This is a genomic window from Streptomyces fagopyri (assembly GCF_009498275.1).
GTDB classification, from domain to species: Bacteria; Actinomycetota; Actinomycetes; order Streptomycetales; family Streptomycetaceae; genus Streptomyces; species Streptomyces fagopyri.
In genome coordinates, this window is record NZ_CP045643.1 from 5697266 (window position 1) to 5712671 (window position 15406).

Sequence of the window (15406 nt, forward strand, 5' to 3'; positions counted from 1 at the left end):
ATGACCACGCAAGAGGCCGTGGCGGAGCGGGCCCCGGTGACCGGACGGGCGCCCGCCCGGCCCCGGCGCCGCGGTGCGGGCCCGACCCCCTGGCTCCACCTCGCCCCCGCCCTCGTCGTGCTCGGCGCGCTGCTCGTCTACCCCGTCTACCAGCTCGGCCTGATCTCGCTCCTGAACTACACCCAGGCGCAGGTCAGCGGCGGCGAGCCGACCACCTTCGCGGGCTTCGGCAACTACACGGCGCTCTTCGCCGACGACCAGTTCTGGCAGGTGCTGGCCGCCACCGTGGTGTTCGCCGCGGCCTGCGTGCTCTCCACGCTGGCCGTCGGCTGCGCGCTCGCGGTGCTCCTGACCCGGGTGCGGGCCCTGCCGCGGCTGGCGCTGATGCTGGCCGCGCTCGGTGCCTGGGCGACCCCGGCCGTCACCGGGTCCACCGTCTGGCTGCTCCTGTTCGACCCCGACTTCGGTCCCGTCGACCGGGTGCTGGGCCTCGGGGACCACTCCTGGACGTACGGCCGCTACAGCGCCTTCGCGCTCGTCCTGCTCGAAGTGGTGTGGTGCTCCTTCCCGTTCGTGATGGTGACGGTGTACGCGGGCATCCGCGCCGTACCGGCCGAGGTGCTGGAGGCGGCCGCGCTGGACGGTGCCTCGCAGTGGCGGATCTGGCGCTCGGTGCTCGCGCCGATGCTCCGGCCGATCCTGGTGGTCGTCACCATCCAGTCGGTCATCTGGGACTTCAAGGTCTTCACGCAGATCTACGTGATGACGAACGGAGGCGGCATCGCCGGACAGAACCTCGTGCTGAACGTCTACGCGTACCAGAAGGCGTTCGCCTCCTCGCAGTACGGCCTCGGCTCGGCGATCGGAGTGGTCATGCTGGTGATCCTGCTGGCGGTCACGCTCGTGTATCTGAGGCTGCTGCGCGGGCAGGGGGAGGAACTGTGAGCTTTCCGCGCATCGCCGTGCGCCGGCCGTGGCGGCTCGCCGCGGAGGCGTCCGCGCTGCTGATCGCGGTGGTCGTCGCCTTCCCCCTCTACTGGATGGTGCTCAGCGCCTTCGAACCGGCCGGTGAGATCGAGTCCACCGAGCCCCGGCCCTGGACGCTTTCGCCCTCCCTGGATTCCTTCCGACGGGTCTTCGGGCAGCGGGAATTCGGCCGCTACTTCCTCAACAGCCTCGTGGTGGCGGGCTCGGTGGTCGTCGTCTCGGCGCTGATCGCGTTTCTCGCGGCGACGGCCGTGACACGATTCCGCTTCCGTTTCCGGACCACCCTGCTGGTCATGTTCCTGGTCGCGCAGATGGTGCCCGTGGAGGCACTGACGATCCCCCTCTTCTTCCTCATGCGGGACTTCGGTCAGCTGAACACACTGGGCTCGCTGATCCTGCCCCACATCGCCTTCTCGCTTCCCTTCGCGATCTGGATGCTGCGGGGTTTCGTGAAGGCCGTACCGGACGCCCTGGAGGAGGCCGCGTACATCGACGGGGCGAGCCGCGCGCGATTCCTCTGGCAGATCCTTTTCCCGCTCGTCTTCCCGGGACTGGTGGCCACGAGCGTCTTTTCCTTCATCTCGGCCTGGAACGACTTCCTGTTCGCCAAGTCCTTCATCATCAGCGACACCTCGCAGTCCACCCTGCCCATGGCCCTGCTCGTCTTCTACAAGCCCGACGAACCGGACTGGGGCGGCGTGATGGCGGCGTCCACGGTGATGACGATTCCCGTGCTGATCTTCTTCGTACTCGTACAGCGACGACTTGTCTCCGGCCTCGGCGGAGCGGTGAAGGACTGATGGACTGATGGACACGACGGATTCCGCACTGATTCCGGCGCCGGGTGCCGTACGGCGCGTACCCGGTGCGGACGGCTTCGTCATCGGCGAGGCGACCGTGATCGACGCCGGGCCCGGCACGGAGGCGACCGCGCGGCTGCTGCGGACCACGCTCGGCGCCGTGACGGGGTTCGCGCTGCCGCCCGGCAGCGGGGGCGCCGGCGGCACGATCCGCCTGCGTATCGACCCGCCGGGCGCGGGCCACCCCGGCCCCGAGAGCTACCGGCTGGACGTCGGCGCGGACGCCGTCGCCCTCCACGGCGGGGGCCCGGCCGGTGTCTTCTGGGGAGCGCAGACGCTGCGTCAACTGCTCGGCGCCGACGCCTTCCGGCGCGCGCCCCTCGCGCCCGGCAGGCGATGGACCGTGCCCGCCGGCTCCGTCGAGGACTCCCCCCGATTTCCCTGGCGCGGTCTCATGCTCGACGTGTCCCGGCACTTCATGCCGAAGGAAGGCGTGCTGCGTTACCTCGACCTGCTGGCCGCGCACAAACTCAACGTCTTCCACTTCCACCTCACCGACGACCAAGGGTGGCGTGTTCAGATCAAACGCTTCCCGAGGCTGACCGAGGTCGGGTCCTGGCGGGCGCGCACGAAATTCGGCCACCGCGCCTCGCCGCTGTGGGAGGAGAAGCCGCACGGGGGCTTCTACACCCAGGACGACATCCGCGAGATCGTCGCGTACGCGGCCGAGCGGCATATCAGTGTCGTGCCGGAGATAGACATCCCCGGGCACTCGCAGGCCGCCATCGCCGCGTATCCGGAACTGGGCAACTCCGACGTCGTCGACACCGCCTCCCTGACCGTCTGGGACTCCTGGGGCGTCTCCGAAAACGTACTCGCCCCCACCGACCACACCCTGCGCTTCTACGAGGGGGTGTTCGAGGAACTCCTCGGCCTGTTCCCGGCGGACGCCGGGCCGTTCTCGCACTTCTTCCACATCGGCGGCGACGAGTGCGCCAAGGACCAGTGGAAGCGGTCGCCGGCCGCGCAGGCGCGTATCGGGGAACTGGGCCTCGCGGACGAGGACGAGTTGCAGTCCTGGTTCGTCCGGCATTTCGACAACTGGCTCTCCGCGCGCGGCCGTCGGCTGATCGGCTGGGACGAGATCCTGGAGGGCGGCCTCGCGGACGGCGCGGCGGTGTCCTCGTGGCGCGGGTACCAGGGCGGCGTCACGGCCGCCCGCGCGGGCCACGACGTCGTCATGTGCCCCGAGCAGTACGTGTACCTGGACTACCGCCAGGACGCCGGCGAGGACGAGCCGGTGCCCATCGCCTACGTCCGCACCCTGGAGGACGTCTACCGCTTCGAGCCCGTTCCCTCCGAGCTCACCGAGGCCGAGGCACGGCATGTGCTGGGTACTCAGGCCAACGTGTGGACCGAGGTGATGGAGGACCCCGCGCGCGTGGACTACCAGGTCTTCCCCCGCCTCGCGGCCTTCGCCGAGGTCGCCTGGAGCGCGCTCGTGGCCCCCGCCGAGCGTGACTTCGCCGGCTTCGAACGGCGGATGGCCGTCCACTACGGGCGACTTGAGGCTCTGGGAGTGGCCTGCCGGCCGCCCGGCGGACCGCTTCCGTGGCAGAAGCGCCCCGGGGTGCTCGGACGCCCGATCGAGGGGGCGCCCCCAAACGTGTGAGGCGGCACCCCGGCGGCGTGTCCCGGGCCGCCGGGGCCGCCACCGGGGCCCGACGAGGAAAAAGGACCCCAAGGGTCACCGAAGAGTGGCAATTCGCACTGACCGGCGATGCCGTACGAAAACGGACCATCTCCCTGGTGAGGGGGGCGAATGCCTCCTAGCGGACCCCCGCGTCGGGGTCCGGGGAAGATGTGCCAGAGTTGCCACGTCCGCCCTGTCAGCACGTACCGTACGCGCAACACAGGTGGGACCAGGTGGGGCAGCGGGAAGGGGCAGCCGGTTTGACCACGCACGCACCGCAGGCGGCGCAGGCCGTGACGCTGCCCGTCTCGCTGGACGAGGCAGTGGCGGCGCTGGCCGCCATGCCCGCCGCCGTTCCGGTGGCCGGCGGCACCGACCTCATGGCCGCGGTCAACTCCGGCCAGTTGCGGCCCGCCGCGCTCGTCGGCCTCGGCCGGATCAGCGAGATCCGCGGCTGGCAGTACCAGGACGGCCACGCGCTGCTCGGCGCCGGCCTCACCCACGCCCGCATGGGGCGTCCCGACTTCGCCGCCCTGATCCCCGCGCTGGCCGCCGCCGCGCGCGCCGCGGGACCGCCGCAGATCCGCAACGCGGGCACCCTCGGCGGCAACATCGCCTCGGCCGCCCCGACCGGCGACGCGCTGCCCGTGCTGGCCGCCCTGGAGGCCACCCTGGTCATCGCGGGCCAGGGCGGGTCCCGCCGGGAGATCCCGGTGTCGCACCTGCTCGCGGGCATGGAGATGCTGCGTGGCGGCGAACTCATCGGCTACGTGCGCGTTCCGCTGCTGCACGCGCCGCAGGTCTTCCTGAAGGCGACCGGACGCACCGGCCCCGGACGGGCGATCGCGTCCGTGGCGCTCGTCCTCGACCCGGCCCGGCGCGGCGTGCGGTGCGCCGTCGGTGCCATAGCGCCGATGCCGCTGCGCCCCCTGGACGCGGAGGCATGGGTCGCCCAGCTGATCGACTGGGACAACAACCGCGCGATCGTCCCGGAGGCGCTCACCGCGTTCGGCGAGTACGTCGCGGCCGCCTGCATCCCCGACCCGGTCCCGGCCGAGGACGGCTCCGTGCAACCGCTTCCGCCCGCCGTACTGCATCTGCGCCGCACCGTCGCCGCGCTGGCCCGACGAGCACTGGGGAGGGCACTGTCGTGACCGACGACCAGCACGAAGAGGGCGCTCCGCAGGGCAGGGGCCGCTGGGACCCTCTCCCGCAGGGCGACTACGACGACGGTGCCACCGCCTTCGTCAAGCTCCCCGAGGGGGGCATCGAGGCCCTCCTCGCGGAACGGGACCGCAACAGCCCGCTCGCGGCGCCCGGACACGGCTACGTGCCACCGGAGATCGCCGTGGCACCCCCCGCGCAGGACCAGGGCGGCGCGGGCGCGTGGGGCGCGCCGGCCGAGGCGGCCCAGTGGCCCGAGCAGCACACCGCGCAGCACGACAACGGGCGGCACCCGACCGCGCACGACGGGTTCTCGTACCACCCCGGCGCCACCGGACAGTGGGAATTCGGGGAGGCGGCCCGGGAGGGCGCGCCCGGCGGCCACCACGCGGACGGCGCGCCCGGACACGACGTCACCGGACAGTGGTCGATCCCGGTCGCCGGTGGTGATCTTCCGGACGAATCGGGCGAGTTCACCACTTCGGCGCTGGTCGAACAGTGGGGCGGCACCCCGCCCGCCACGCTCCCCGGCGGCGCGTCCGCGCCCTGGGCGACGACGGAGGCCATCGGGGAACCCTGGTCCGCCGCACCGCCGTCGGCCGCCCCTGGGGCCGCTGAGGCCCCCGTGGCGCCGTCGCGGCCCGTCCACGCCGACCCCCGCGCCGAGGTCGCCCAGCAGGCCCCTGAGCGCGCCCACGAGGCCCCCGGACCGGCCGCCGGACCCCTGTCGGCCGCGAGCGACTTCCCGGTCTCCCGCGAATCCGCTGAAGCGCGCGAACCGGACACCTCCCGGTCGTCCGGCCCCGCCTCAGGCGAGGGCGACGCCACGGCCACCGACGCCGAAGCCGCCACCCCCGACACCCCGGACGAGCCCTCCGGCCCGCCGCCCGCGCACGACGAACACCCCCTCGCCTCGTACGTCCTGCGCGTCAACGGCGCCGACCGCCCGGTGACCGACGCCTGGATCGGCGAGTCGCTGCTCTACGTGCTGCGCGAGCGGCTCGGCCTCGCGGGCGCCAAGGACGGCTGCTCGCAGGGCGAGTGCGGCGCCTGCAACGTGCAGGTGGACGGGCGGCTCGTGGCGTCCTGCCTGGTGCCCGGCGTCACCGCCGCGGGCAGCGAGGTGCGCACCGTGGAGGGCCTGGCCGCCGACGGCCGGCCCTCGGACGTGCAGCGCGCGCTGGCCAAGTGCGGCGCCGTGCAGTGCGGTTTCTGCGTACCGGGCATGGCCATGACCGTGCACGACCTGCTGGAGGGCAACCCCGCCCCCACCGAACTGGAGGCCCGCCAGGCGCTCTGCGGCAACCTGTGCCGCTGCTCCGGCTACCGGGGGGTCCTGAACGCCGTGCGCGAGGTCGTCGCCGAACGCGAGGCGCACAGCGCGGCCGCCGCCGAGTCCGTGCCGGACGCGGACGAACCACGCATCCCGCACCAGGCGGGCCCCGGCGCCGGGGGAGTCAACCCGTCGGCGTACGAGGACCACCCCCCGTACGACGCCCAGGCGCCGTACGAGCAGCCGTACGGCCAGGACGGAGGCCAGTCGTGAGCAACGAGACCGTGACCGCGGCTGCCGCGGCGACCGAGACGGGACCGGAGCCGCTGCCCCACGGGCTCGGCGTGTCACTGCCCGCCGCGGAGGCCCGCGCCAAGACGGAGGGCACCTTCCCGTACGCGGCCGACCTGTGGGCCGAGGGCCTGCTCTGGGCGGCCGTCCTCAGGTCGCCCCACCCGCACGCGCGCATCCTGTCGATCGACACCAGCCACGCGCGCGAGATGCCCGGCGTACGCGCGGTCATCACCCACGAGGACGTGCCCGGCGCCGCCCTGCACGGCCGGGGCAGAGCCGACCGCCCCGTCTTCGCCTCCGAGGTCGTGCGCCACCACGGCGAGCCCATCGCCGCCGTCGCCGCCGACCACCCCGACACCGCCCGGATGGCCGCGGCCGCCGTCATCGTCGAGTACGAGGTCCTCGACCCGGTCACCGACCCGGAGCAGGCCTTCGAAGCCGAACCGCTGCACCCCGACGGCAACCTGATCCGGCACATCCCGCTGCGCCACGGCGACCCCGACGCGGCCGGCGAGGTCGTCGTCGAGGGCCTGTACCGCATCGGCCGCCAGGACCCGGCCCCGATCGGCGCGGAGGCCGGCCTCGCCGTACCCCGCCCCGACGGCGGGGTGGAGCTCTACATCGCTTCCACCGACCCGCACACCGACCGCGACACGGCCGCCGCCTGCTACGGCCTGGAGCCCGAGCGCGTGAAGGTCGTCGTCACCGGCGTGCCCGGCGCCACCGCGGACCGCGAGGACCAGGGCTTCCAGCTCCCGCTCGGACTGCTGGCACTGAAGACCGGCTGCCCGGTGAAACTCACCGCTACGCGCGAGGAGTCCTTCCTCGGCCACGCCCACCGCCACCCCACCCTGCTGCGTTACCGCCACCACGCGGACGGCGACGGCAAGCTGGTGAAGGTCGAGGCGCAGATCCTGCTCGACGCCGGCGCCTACGCCGACACGTCCTCGGAGTCCCTGGCCGCGGCGGTCTCCTTCGCCTGCGGCCCCTACGTCGTCCCGAACGCCTTCATCGAGGGCTGGGCCGTACGCACCAACAACCCGCCCTCCGGCCATGTGCGCGGCGAGGGCGCCATGCAGGTCTGCGCCGCCTACGAGGCGCAGATGGACAAGCTGGCGAAGAAGCTCGGCGTCGACCCGGCGGAGCTGCGCCTGCGCAACGCCATGGCCACCGGCGACGTGCTGCCGACCGGTCAGACGGTGACCTGCCCCGCCCCGGTCGCGGAACTCCTCCAGGCCGTACGGGACTTCCCGCTCCCCGCGCTCCCCAAGGACACGCCCGAGGACGAGTGGCTGCTCCCTGGCGGCCCCGAGGGCGCGGGCGAGCCCGGTGCCGTGCGCCGCGGAGTCGGCTACGGCCTCGGCATGGTCCACATGCTCGGCGCGGAGGGCGCGGACGAGGTCTCCACCGCCACGGTCAAGGTCCACGACGGTGTCGCCACGGTGCTCTGCGCGGCCGTCGAGACCGGCCAGGGCTTCACCACGCTGGCCCGGCAGATCGTCCAGGAGACGCTCGGTATCGACGAGGTGCACGTGGCAGCGGTCGACACCGACCAGCCGCCCGCCGGACCGAGCTGCCGGGGCCGCCACACCTGGGTGTCGGGCGGAGCGGTCGAACGCGCGGCGAAGATGGTCCGTACGCAGCTGCTGCAGCCCCTGGCGCACAAGTTCGGCATGTCCACCGAGCTGCTCCAGATCACCGACGGCAAGATCACGTCGTACGACGGTGTGCTCTCCACGACCGTCACCGAGGCGATGGACGGCAAGGAGCTGTGGGCCACCGCGCAGTGCCGCCCGCACCCGACCGAGCCGCTGGACGCCGCGGGACAGGGCGACGCCTTCGTGGGTCTCGCCTTCTGCGCGATCCGCGCGGTCGTGGACGTGGACATCGAGCTGGGCTCGGTACGGGTCGTCGAACTCGCGCTCGCCCAGGACGTCGGCCGGATCCTCAACCCGGCGCAGCTCACCGCCCGGATCGAGGCGGGCGTCACCCAGGGCGTCGGAGCGGCGCTCAGCGAGAACCTGCGCACCGCGCGCGGCCTGGTCCGGCACCCCGACCTGACCGGCTACGCCCTCCCGACCGCCCTGGACGCGCCCGACATCCGCATCGTCAAGCTCGTCGAGGAGCGGGACGTCGTCGCGCCCTTCGGCGCCAAGGCGGTCAGCGCGGTGCCGGTCGTGACGTCCCCGGCCGCCGTCGCGTCCGCCGTACGGGCGGCGACCGGGCGCCCGGTCAACCGCCTCCCGATCCGCCCGCAGGCCGCGGTGGTGACGAACGCATGACCACGTCAGGGCCGCTGGGCGAGGGACCCCGGCAGCCGGGGGACGGCGACGGGGACCTGCCGCGCTACGAACCCCCGCCCAGTGCCGGCAAGCTGATGATCTGGGTGGTGCTGTTCTTCGTGGCGGCCCTCGCGGTCGTCCTGGGCGGCGTGTACTTCACCTGAGAGCGGCGGGCGCGAGCCCTGACGTTCCGGGGCCAGAGCGCTCGGGCCGGCGTGTGCCCTGATGTTCCGGGGGCCACAGCGTTCGGCCGGCGCGTGCCCTCGCGGCGGGGCGGCGTTCCGGGGGTCGATTTCCCGCACCCGACGGGTGGCGGCGGGCCGCCCGCGCCGGGTGCCGGGTCCTGCCGCGGGTGGCTTGAACCGGCGTGTTTCCCGGCCGTGCCCGTCGTGTGCCTGCAAGTTTCCGGCGTTGTCAGTGGGGCGGCGTATGGTTCTCGGTCAGTGGGGAACAGCCGCTGGGCGGCGGGGTGTTCCCCGGGGGAAGCACACAAGCGTTCACATGCGCGGGGGAGCCATGAGCACGACTGACACCGATGTCGTCGGCGCGATCACGCTGACCGAGGGCGAGCTGGATCCGTACATCACGCACGCGGACACCCGGCACCGGCTGACGGGTCCGGGACTGCCGTCCGACGGGACACTGCTGGACTTCGGCGGCCTGCGGGAACACGGTCTGCGCAGGGTGGCCGAGCTGGCCACGGACGCCGACAAGCTCGCCGAGGAGCTCCGGGACCAGCTGGTCATCGGGGCGCTGCGGACCTTCGACCGGGACCTGGATTCGATCGTGCTGGACGGGGCGACCGGAAAGGTCGCCACGACGCACCTGTCCTCCCACCCCGTCCTGATGGACCTCGCCCCGCTCGCCCCGTCGCTGGAGGCGCTGCTGCGTTTCGCGGCGGCGACGGAGGAACTGACCGCGTCCCGGGGGCGGTTCGCGTCCCACGGGGGCCGCTTCGGCCCGAAGGCGGTCACGGAGGCATCCGAGTCGCTGACCGACGTCTTCGATGCGGGCGCGGGCGGCGAGGTGGCGGCGTACTGGCGGATGGCCGCGCTGATCCGCCCCCTCGCGCGGATCGCGGGCCCCGGCGAGGGGCTCCTGCTGGGCCTGCCGCAGCGCCTGCTGGACGAGGAGTTCGGTCCGGGCGCGATCATGCGCTTCGAGGACGTCGACTTCCCGCCCGCGCTCGTGCACGAGCCGACCCGCCGCTTCCTGCGCGAGACGGGTCTGCCGGAGGACGGCCTGCTCTTCCAGCTGGACACGGAGGTGCCGCTGCCGGCCCTCACCGAGTACTACGCGGACGAGCGCCCCGAGGAATTCAGCGCCGACGAACTGCCCGCGACGGCGGACCGCCTCATACGCCTCGGCTACCTCCTGGAGGACACCAGCCTCGTCGTGGACGGCACGTCGGGCACGATCCTCGCCTGGAGCGAGCCGGACGCCACGCTGCGCCCGCTCAACGCCGACATCTCCACGCTCGCCTTCACCCTCTGGCTGCTGCACCGGGAGAAGTCGATCGACGCGGCGTACGACCTCACCGACTCCTACGAGCAGCTCGCCGCCACCATGGCCCAGACCCTCGCCGCGGTCGACCCGATCGCCTGCGACCCGACGCCGACACTGGACGGCGACGACGGCCGCCGCTACTGGCCGGAGATATTCGAGGACCAGACGGGCGGCACGCTGTACGCGTAGCCCTGCGGCGGCGGGGCCGGGCCGGGCCTGCCCCGCATCGAGGCGGACGAACCGGACGCCGCGCGCGGCGGATCCGCGCGGGCCCCGGTGTCGGTGGGCCGGCTGTCCCGGTGAGGGCGTCTCCGTGCGTCTCAGTGGGGGCCCAGGCCGCCACTGCCGAAAGAACCGCTTCCGCCCTCGACCCAGCGTGGCCGCTCCTGCGACGCGCTCGGCCGGGTCGCCGAGTGCGCCAGCTCGTACGGGGTGAGGGCGTGGCCGGTCTTGTCGACCTTGGGGATCTCGGCGGGCTCGCGGAACTCACGGACCTCGTGGACCGCGCCGCCCGGTGGCAGCTGCGGCTGCTCCTCGGGGCGTGGCAGTTGCTCACGGGCTCGTATGCGGCAGCCCAGCCAGAGGCTGCCGGCCAACAGTGTCACGAGGGCCACGGCGACCAGGAACAGCCCGAGACTGAGCAGGCCGCTGGGCGCTGCCAGCTGTATGGATGCGGTACTCATATCACTCAAATACCCGCAAATGCCGTCCCGAACCGGACCCCCGAGTCCACGCCACTCCGACCCGATGCGACGGTTCTCCGTCGCGACGCGGCCGCAGCCGACACGGTGTGACTCGTCCCGGACACGGCGTGACCTGTCCCTTCGCTCATCATGACGAGCCGCGAGCCGCGAGCCGCGAGCCGGCGCGAGGAGTTTCCGCCCGCCATGTGCTTCCGGGCCGACCCGGACCCGGCGTGCCCGACGGGTCGGAACCCTGCGATCCTCCCGGCTGCGCTCCCGCGGGAGCGCCCCGCAGTGCGTGGCTGGGCGCCTGGTGGGGTTCAGTCGACCATCTGTCCGTCGAACGTGCCGCCCTTGCAGGTGTTGTTCGCCCAATTGACTGTTCCGCCGCCCTGCTCGCACTCACCCGGGGTGAGCCCGTCGGGCAGGGCAATGCGGCCAGGACCAGCTGCGGTACGTGGCGGCATGCGCGAGAACGGTGAATTGACCAGGGTGCGTTACGAAGGGCGGGCGGCGGCCTCGCACCTCTTCCGTTGGCCCCGACTGGCACGTGGCGAGATCATGGCCACCCGCTCCTGACGACTTCCTCCCGGCCGTGGAACGGGCGCTACCGGCCTCACCGGTGCCGCTCCGCGCGGGGGCCCGAGGGTTTATCGGCGGTCTCGTCTCTTTCGGCCGGACTGGCACGGGAACCGAGACGGGAACGGGGGGAACCGAGACGCGAACCGAGACGGGCGACGAAAGGGCGGCACCTCTGGAGGGTGCCGCCCTTGTCTTTTGCCTGGTCAGGCTCTGGAGGCCGTGGCGGGAATTGAACCCGCGTAACTCGCTTTGCAGGCGAGTCCCTGAACCACTCGGGCACACGGCCGTTCTCAGGTGCGGCACGGCTCACTCGTTCCGAACCTGATGGGACGACCGTAGGCGGGGGCGCGGGCGGGGCTCAAGCGGTCCGGGCCCGCCGCAACGGGACTGCCACACGCCGTTCACGAAACGCCTCGCGGGTGGGGCGCGTGGGTGGTCGTACGACCAAAGAACCAGCTGATCACCGTCTTCGGACAGGAGTCAGTACGGGTTGTGCCCCTTACGCTGACGGCCATGACCGCACTCGAACCACGGGATGCCGCAACCGCCCGGCCGCAGGCCGGGGCCCCGGACACGGAAGGCGTGCTGGGCCGGTCCCACCGGTCGCTCACCGTCGGGATCGTCTCCGTCGTCCTGCTGATCGCGTTCGAGGCGACGGCGGTCGGTACGGCCATGCCGGTGGCGGCCAGGGAACTCGACGGGGTCGCCCTGTACGCGTTCGCGTTCTCGGGGTACTTCACGACGAGCCTGTTCGGGATGGTGCTCGCCGGCCAGTGGTCGGACCGGGACGGCCCGCTGGGCTCGCTGACCGCGGGGATCGGGGCCTTCGCGGCGGGGCTCGTCCTGTCCGGTACGGCCGGCGGCATGTGGCTGTTCGTGCTCGGGCGGGCGGTGCAGGGGCTCGGCGGCGGCCTGGTGATCGTCGCGCTGTACGTCGTCGTGGGACAGGCCTACCCGGAGCGGCTGCGGCCGTCGATCATGGCGGGCTTCGCGGCGGCCTGGGTGGTGCCCTCCGTCGTCGGACCGCTCGCGGCGGGCGCGGTCACCGAACACCTCGGCTGGCGCTGGGTCTTCGTCGGCATACCCGGTCTGGTCGTCCTCCCGCTGGCCCTCGCCCTGCCGCAGATCCGGCGGCGCACGCACGGACGGACGACGGACGCCGCGTCCGTGCTCCCCGGCGGGCGGCGCATCCGCTCGGCCCTCGGGATCGCCCTCGGCGCGGGGCTCCTCCAGTACGCCGCCCAGGACCTGAGGTGGCTGTCGCTCGTCCCGGCCGCCGCGGGGGCCGCGCTGCTCGTCCCCGCGGTCCTCCGGCTGCTGCCGGCCGGTACCTACCGGGCCGCGCGGGGCCTGCCCTCCGTGGTGCTGCTGCGCGGGGTCGCGGCCGGCGCCTTCGTCGCCGCGGAGTCCTTCGTACCGCTCATGCTGGTCACCCAGCGCGGGCTGTCGCCGACGCTCGCCGGGTTCTCGCTCGCGGCGGGCGGCGGGACCTGGGCTCTGGGTTCGTACGTCCAGTCGAGGCCCCGGGTGGAGCCGTACCGGGACCGGCTGATGTTCTTCGGGATGGTGCTCGTCGCCGCCGCGATCGCCGCCGTGCCCGCGGTGCTGGTGCCCGCCGTGCCGGTGTGGACGGTCGCGGTCGCCTGGGCGTTCGGCTGTTTCGGGATGGGGCTGGTGATCGCCTCGACCAGCGTGCTGCTGCTCCATCTCTCGGCGCCCGAGGAGGCCGGCGCGAACTCCGCCTCGCTGCAGATCTCCGACGCCCTCTCGAACATAGTCCTGCTCGCGGCGGGCGGTGCGGCCTTCGCCTCCCTGGGCGGCGGCACGGTCACGGACACGGCCACCTCGGCGGCCGGCTCCCACCCCGCCGCCTTCGCCGCCGTGTTCCTGCCGATGGCCGCGGTGGCGCTGGCCGGCGCCTGGGTGACGACCAGGCTGCGGGAGCGGTGACGGTGAAACCGGTCGACCGGGGCGGCCGGGCGGCCCCACCGTGACCGACCCGTACGAACAGGCCGCGGCCCTGCTGCACGCGCTCGCCTCCGACCACCCCTTCGTCGACGGCGACAAACGCACGGCCTGGCCGGCGGCCGCGACCTTCCTCGCTGTCGACGGCATCGACCTCGGCCGCTGCGACCAGGCGACGGCGTACGACCTGGTCATCGACGTGGCCTCCGGCAAGGAGAGCGGGACCGGGGTGATCGCGGCCCGGCCGCGGGCTCTGTGAGGTGGGTCGCATCCGCGGGTGACCCGGCGCCGTCCGCGCGGTGACACCTCAGGGTCGCCGGTAGGGTGGCCCGGTTGTCATACGTAGCCGAGCCGCTCGACCACCCCACGGAGACCGTGACTACCACCGCCGCCACCGCTTCCTCCTCGCACCACCTCTCACCCGCCTTTCCCGGGCGCGCCCCCTGGGGCACCGCGGGCAAGCTGCGCGCCTGGCAGCAGGGGGCGATGGAGAGGTACATCCAGGAGCAGCCGCGCGATTTCCTGGCCGTCGCCACCCCCGGCGCCGGCAAGACGACGTTCGCGCTGACCCTCGCGTCCTGGCTGCTGCACCACCATGTGGTCCAGCAGGTGACCGTGGTCGCGCCGACCGAGCACCTGAAGAAGCAGTGGGCGGAGGCGGCGGCCCGGATAGGGATCAAGCTGGACCCCGAGTACAGCGCGGGCCCGCTCAGCAAGGAGTACCAGGGCGTCGCCGTGACGTACGCCGGTGTCGGGGTGCGGCCGATGCTGCACCGCAACCGCTCCGAGCAGCGCAAGACCCTCGTCATCCTCGACGAGATCCACCACGCCGGTGACTCCAAGTCCTGGGGCGAGGCCTGTCTCGAAGCGTTCGAGCCGGCCACCCGGCGGCTCGCGCTCACCGGAACGCCCTTCCGGTCGGACACCAACCCGATCCCCTTCGTCACCTACGAGGAGGGGAACGACGGGATCCGGCGGTCCTCCGCCGACTACACCTACGGGTACGGGTCCGCCCTCGGGGACGGGGTCGTGCGGCCCGTCATCTTCCTCTCCTACAGCGGCAACATGCGGTGGCGCACGAAGGCGGGCGACGAGATCGCGGCGCGGCTCGGGGAGCCGATGACCAAGGACGCCATCAGCCAGGCCTGGCGCACCGCGCTCGATCCGCGCGGCGAGTGGATGCCCAGTGTGCTGCGCGCCGCCGACCAGCGGCTGACCGAGGTGCGCAAGGGCATCCCGGACGCGGGTGCCCTGGTCATCGCCTCCGACCAGGAATCCGCCCGTGCCTACGCCAAGCTGATCCGCGACATCACCGGTACGAAGGCGACCCTCGTCCTGTCCGACGACACCGGCGCCTCGAACCGCATCGACGACTTCGCCGCGAGCGAGGACCGGTGGATGGTCGCCGTCCGTATGGTGTCCGAGGGCGTCGACGTGCCGCGCCTCGCGGTCGGCGTGTACGCGACCACGATCTCGACGCCGCTCTTCTTCGCCCAGGCCGTCGGCCGTTTCGTCCGTTCCCGACGGCGCGGCGAGACCGCCTCCGTCTTCCTCCCGACCGTCCCCGACCTCCTCGGCTTCGCGAACGAGATGGAGGTCGAGCGCGACCACGTCCTCGACAAGCCCAAGAAGGAGGGTGAGGAGGACCCGTACGCCGAGTCCGAGAAGGAGATGGACGAGGCGAACAAGGAGCAGGACGAGGACACCGGCGAGCAGGAGCAGTTCTCCTTCGAGGCGCTGGAGTCCGAGGCCGTCTTCGACCGGGTGCTCTACGACGGCGCCGAGTTCGGGATGCAGGCCCACCCGGGGAGTGCGGAGGAGCAGGACTACCTCGGCATCCCCGGACTGCTGGAGCCCGACCAGGTGCAGATGCTGCTGCAGAAGCGGCAGGCCCGGCAGATCGCGCACAGCCGCAAGAAGCCGGCCGAGGAGGCCGATCTCCTCGAACTGCCCGCCGAGCGGCGCCCGGTGGTCTCGCACAAGGAGATGCTGGAACTGCGCAAGCAGCTCAACACCATGGTCGGCGCCTACGTCCACCAGAGCGGCAAGCCGCACGGGGTGATCCACACCGAACTGCGGCGGGTGTGCGGCGGACCGCCGAGCGCGGAGGCCACCGCGGGACAGCTGCGGCAGCGGATCGCCAAGGTGCAGGAGTGGGCCACCCGGATGCGGTGACA

13 protein-coding genes and 1 tRNA gene are annotated in these 15406 nt (G+C 72.8%); 11 read left to right on the forward strand and 3 right to left on the reverse strand.

All coding sequences use genetic code 11. The features are described 5' to 3' along the window. The 8 genes from GFH48_RS24510 to GFH48_RS24545 all read left to right on the forward strand — a co-directional run bounded on the left by GFH48_RS24510 (window position 1) and on the right by GFH48_RS24545 (window position 10188). A complete protein-coding gene (locus tag GFH48_RS24510) occupies window positions 1–945 on the forward strand; it encodes a carbohydrate ABC transporter permease (protein ID WP_153290309.1) in 945 nt (314 codons plus the stop codon). Beyond that, window positions 942–1787, forward strand: coding sequence for a carbohydrate ABC transporter permease (locus GFH48_RS24515; RefSeq protein WP_153290310.1), 846 nt, complete (start codon window positions 942–944; stop codon window positions 1785–1787). Before GFH48_RS24510 ends, GFH48_RS24515 begins: the two co-directional genes overlap by 4 nt. 7 nt (window positions 1788–1794) lie before the next feature. Continuing rightward, on the forward strand, window positions 1795–3459 hold the full coding sequence (locus GFH48_RS24520; RefSeq protein WP_153290311.1) for a beta-N-acetylhexosaminidase: 1665 nt from the start codon (window positions 1795–1797) through the stop codon (window positions 3457–3459). Window positions 3460–3740: 281 nt separating this feature from the next. Then, window positions 3741–4634 carry an FAD binding domain-containing protein gene (locus tag GFH48_RS24525; protein ID WP_153290312.1) on the forward strand — a complete coding sequence of 298 codons (894 nt, stop codon included), beginning with the start codon at window positions 3741–3743 and terminating at the stop codon, window positions 4632–4634. Continuing rightward, window positions 4631–6190, forward strand: coding sequence for a (2Fe-2S)-binding protein (locus tag GFH48_RS24530; protein ID WP_153290313.1), 1560 nt, complete (start codon window positions 4631–4633; stop codon window positions 6188–6190). Before GFH48_RS24525 ends, GFH48_RS24530 begins: the two co-directional genes overlap by 4 nt. Further along, on the forward strand, window positions 6187–8493 hold the full coding sequence (locus tag GFH48_RS24535; protein WP_153290314.1) for a xanthine dehydrogenase family protein molybdopterin-binding subunit: 2307 nt from the start codon (window positions 6187–6189) through the stop codon (window positions 8491–8493). Before GFH48_RS24530 ends, GFH48_RS24535 begins: the two co-directional genes overlap by 4 nt. Next, a complete protein-coding gene (locus GFH48_RS24540) occupies window positions 8490–8657 on the forward strand; it encodes a hypothetical protein (protein ID WP_153290315.1) in 168 nt (55 codons plus the stop codon). The genes GFH48_RS24535 and GFH48_RS24540 overlap by 4 nt, the downstream gene beginning before the upstream one ends. A gap of 352 nt (window positions 8658–9009) precedes the next feature. Continuing rightward, the gene (locus tag GFH48_RS24545) at window positions 9010–10188 is read left to right on the forward strand and encodes an SUKH-4 family immunity protein (RefSeq protein ID WP_153290316.1); all 1179 of its coding nucleotides are present in this window, start codon (window positions 9010–9012) and stop codon (window positions 10186–10188) included. A gap of 131 nt (window positions 10189–10319) precedes the next feature. Here the strand turns inward: GFH48_RS24545 and GFH48_RS24550 are convergent, their stop codons facing one another. The 3 genes from GFH48_RS24550 to GFH48_RS24560 form a co-directional block, all read right to left on the reverse strand. Beyond that, window positions 10320–10682 carry a DUF6479 family protein gene (locus tag GFH48_RS24550; RefSeq protein ID WP_194280663.1) on the reverse strand — a complete coding sequence of 121 codons (363 nt, stop codon included), beginning with the start codon at window positions 10680–10682 and terminating at the stop codon, window positions 10320–10322. Between the two features lie 320 nt (window positions 10683–11002). Then, window positions 11003–11149: a hypothetical protein gene (locus GFH48_RS24555; RefSeq protein ID WP_153290317.1), complete on the reverse strand. Its 147-nt coding sequence runs from the start codon at window positions 11147–11149 to the stop codon at window positions 11003–11005. Between the two features lie 326 nt (window positions 11150–11475). Beyond that, a tRNA-Cys gene (locus GFH48_RS24560) sits at window positions 11476–11550 on the reverse strand. Between the two features lie 227 nt (window positions 11551–11777). Between GFH48_RS24560 and GFH48_RS24565 the strand changes: the two genes are divergently transcribed. The 3 genes from GFH48_RS24565 to GFH48_RS24575 all read left to right on the forward strand — a co-directional run bounded on the left by GFH48_RS24565 (window position 11778) and on the right by GFH48_RS24575 (window position 15404). After that, entirely contained in the window at window positions 11778–13214 is a 1437-nt protein-coding gene (locus tag GFH48_RS24565; RefSeq protein WP_153290318.1) for an MFS transporter, read from the forward strand. Between the two features lie 40 nt (window positions 13215–13254). Then, a complete protein-coding gene (locus tag GFH48_RS24570; RefSeq protein ID WP_153290319.1) occupies window positions 13255–13488 on the forward strand; it encodes a type II toxin-antitoxin system death-on-curing family toxin in 234 nt (77 codons plus the stop codon). Between the two features lie 116 nt (window positions 13489–13604). Next, window positions 13605–15404: a DEAD/DEAH box helicase gene (locus tag GFH48_RS24575; RefSeq protein ID WP_153290320.1), complete on the forward strand. Its 1800-nt coding sequence runs from the start codon at window positions 13605–13607 to the stop codon at window positions 15402–15404. The last annotated feature ends 2 nt before the right edge of the window (window positions 15405–15406 follow it).

Excerpts from the sequence above, each read along its gene's own strand:
- GFH48_RS24510 (WP_153290309.1), top strand. The coding sequence starts at position 1 with ATGACCACGCAAGAGGCCGTGGCGGAGCGGGCCCCGGTGACCGGACGG.
- GFH48_RS24520 (WP_153290311.1), top strand. The coding sequence starts at position 1,795 with ATGGACACGACGGATTCCGCACTGATTCCGGCGCCGGGTGCCGTACGG.
- GFH48_RS24540 (WP_153290315.1), top strand. The coding sequence starts at position 8,490 with ATGACCACGTCAGGGCCGCTGGGCGAGGGACCCCGGCAGCCGGGGGAC.
- GFH48_RS24545 (WP_153290316.1), top strand. The coding sequence starts at position 9,010 with ATGAGCACGACTGACACCGATGTCGTCGGCGCGATCACGCTGACCGAG.
- GFH48_RS24550 (WP_194280663.1), bottom strand. The coding sequence starts at position 10,682 with ATGAGTACCGCATCCATACAGCTGGCAGCGCCCAGCGGCCTGCTCAGT.
- GFH48_RS24555 (WP_153290317.1), bottom strand. The coding sequence starts at position 11,149 with ATGCCGCCACGTACCGCAGCTGGTCCTGGCCGCATTGCCCTGCCCGAC.
- GFH48_RS24565 (WP_153290318.1), top strand. The coding sequence starts at position 11,778 with ATGACCGCACTCGAACCACGGGATGCCGCAACCGCCCGGCCGCAGGCC.